At 42.4% G+C, this 243-nt stretch carries 1 protein-coding gene; it reads left to right on the plus strand.

Features of this window, described 5'->3' with window-relative positions; translation table 11 throughout:
• Window positions 1–243, plus strand: a 243-nt coding sequence (locus tag SB764_RS43820) for a hypothetical protein (RefSeq protein WP_410867282.1), incomplete at both ends; no start/stop codon positions are given.

Raw genomic sequence — 243 nt, forward strand, 5'->3', positions numbered from 1 at the left:
TGATTATGACGGTAAAGTTCCTCCATCTGCTGAAGGATTACAAAAATTCTCTCCCGGTGTTCCTGATCGAGAAACAGAGTGGGATCATAGATAATATCAGCGTAATTCAGTATCTCCTGAAGGTATTTAAGCCCGGGCCCCTCTGCAATAAATTCATTGGAAAAATGGCAGTAGAACCCTTCCATATCGGGGCTATTATGGATAAAGGTCCGGATCTTATGAGGAGGAAGCATCATAATCATC

The organism is Paraburkholderia sp. SIMBA_027, assembly GCF_046535315.1.
Classification (GTDB): Bacteria; Pseudomonadota; Gammaproteobacteria; order Burkholderiales; family Burkholderiaceae; genus Paraburkholderia; species Paraburkholderia tropica.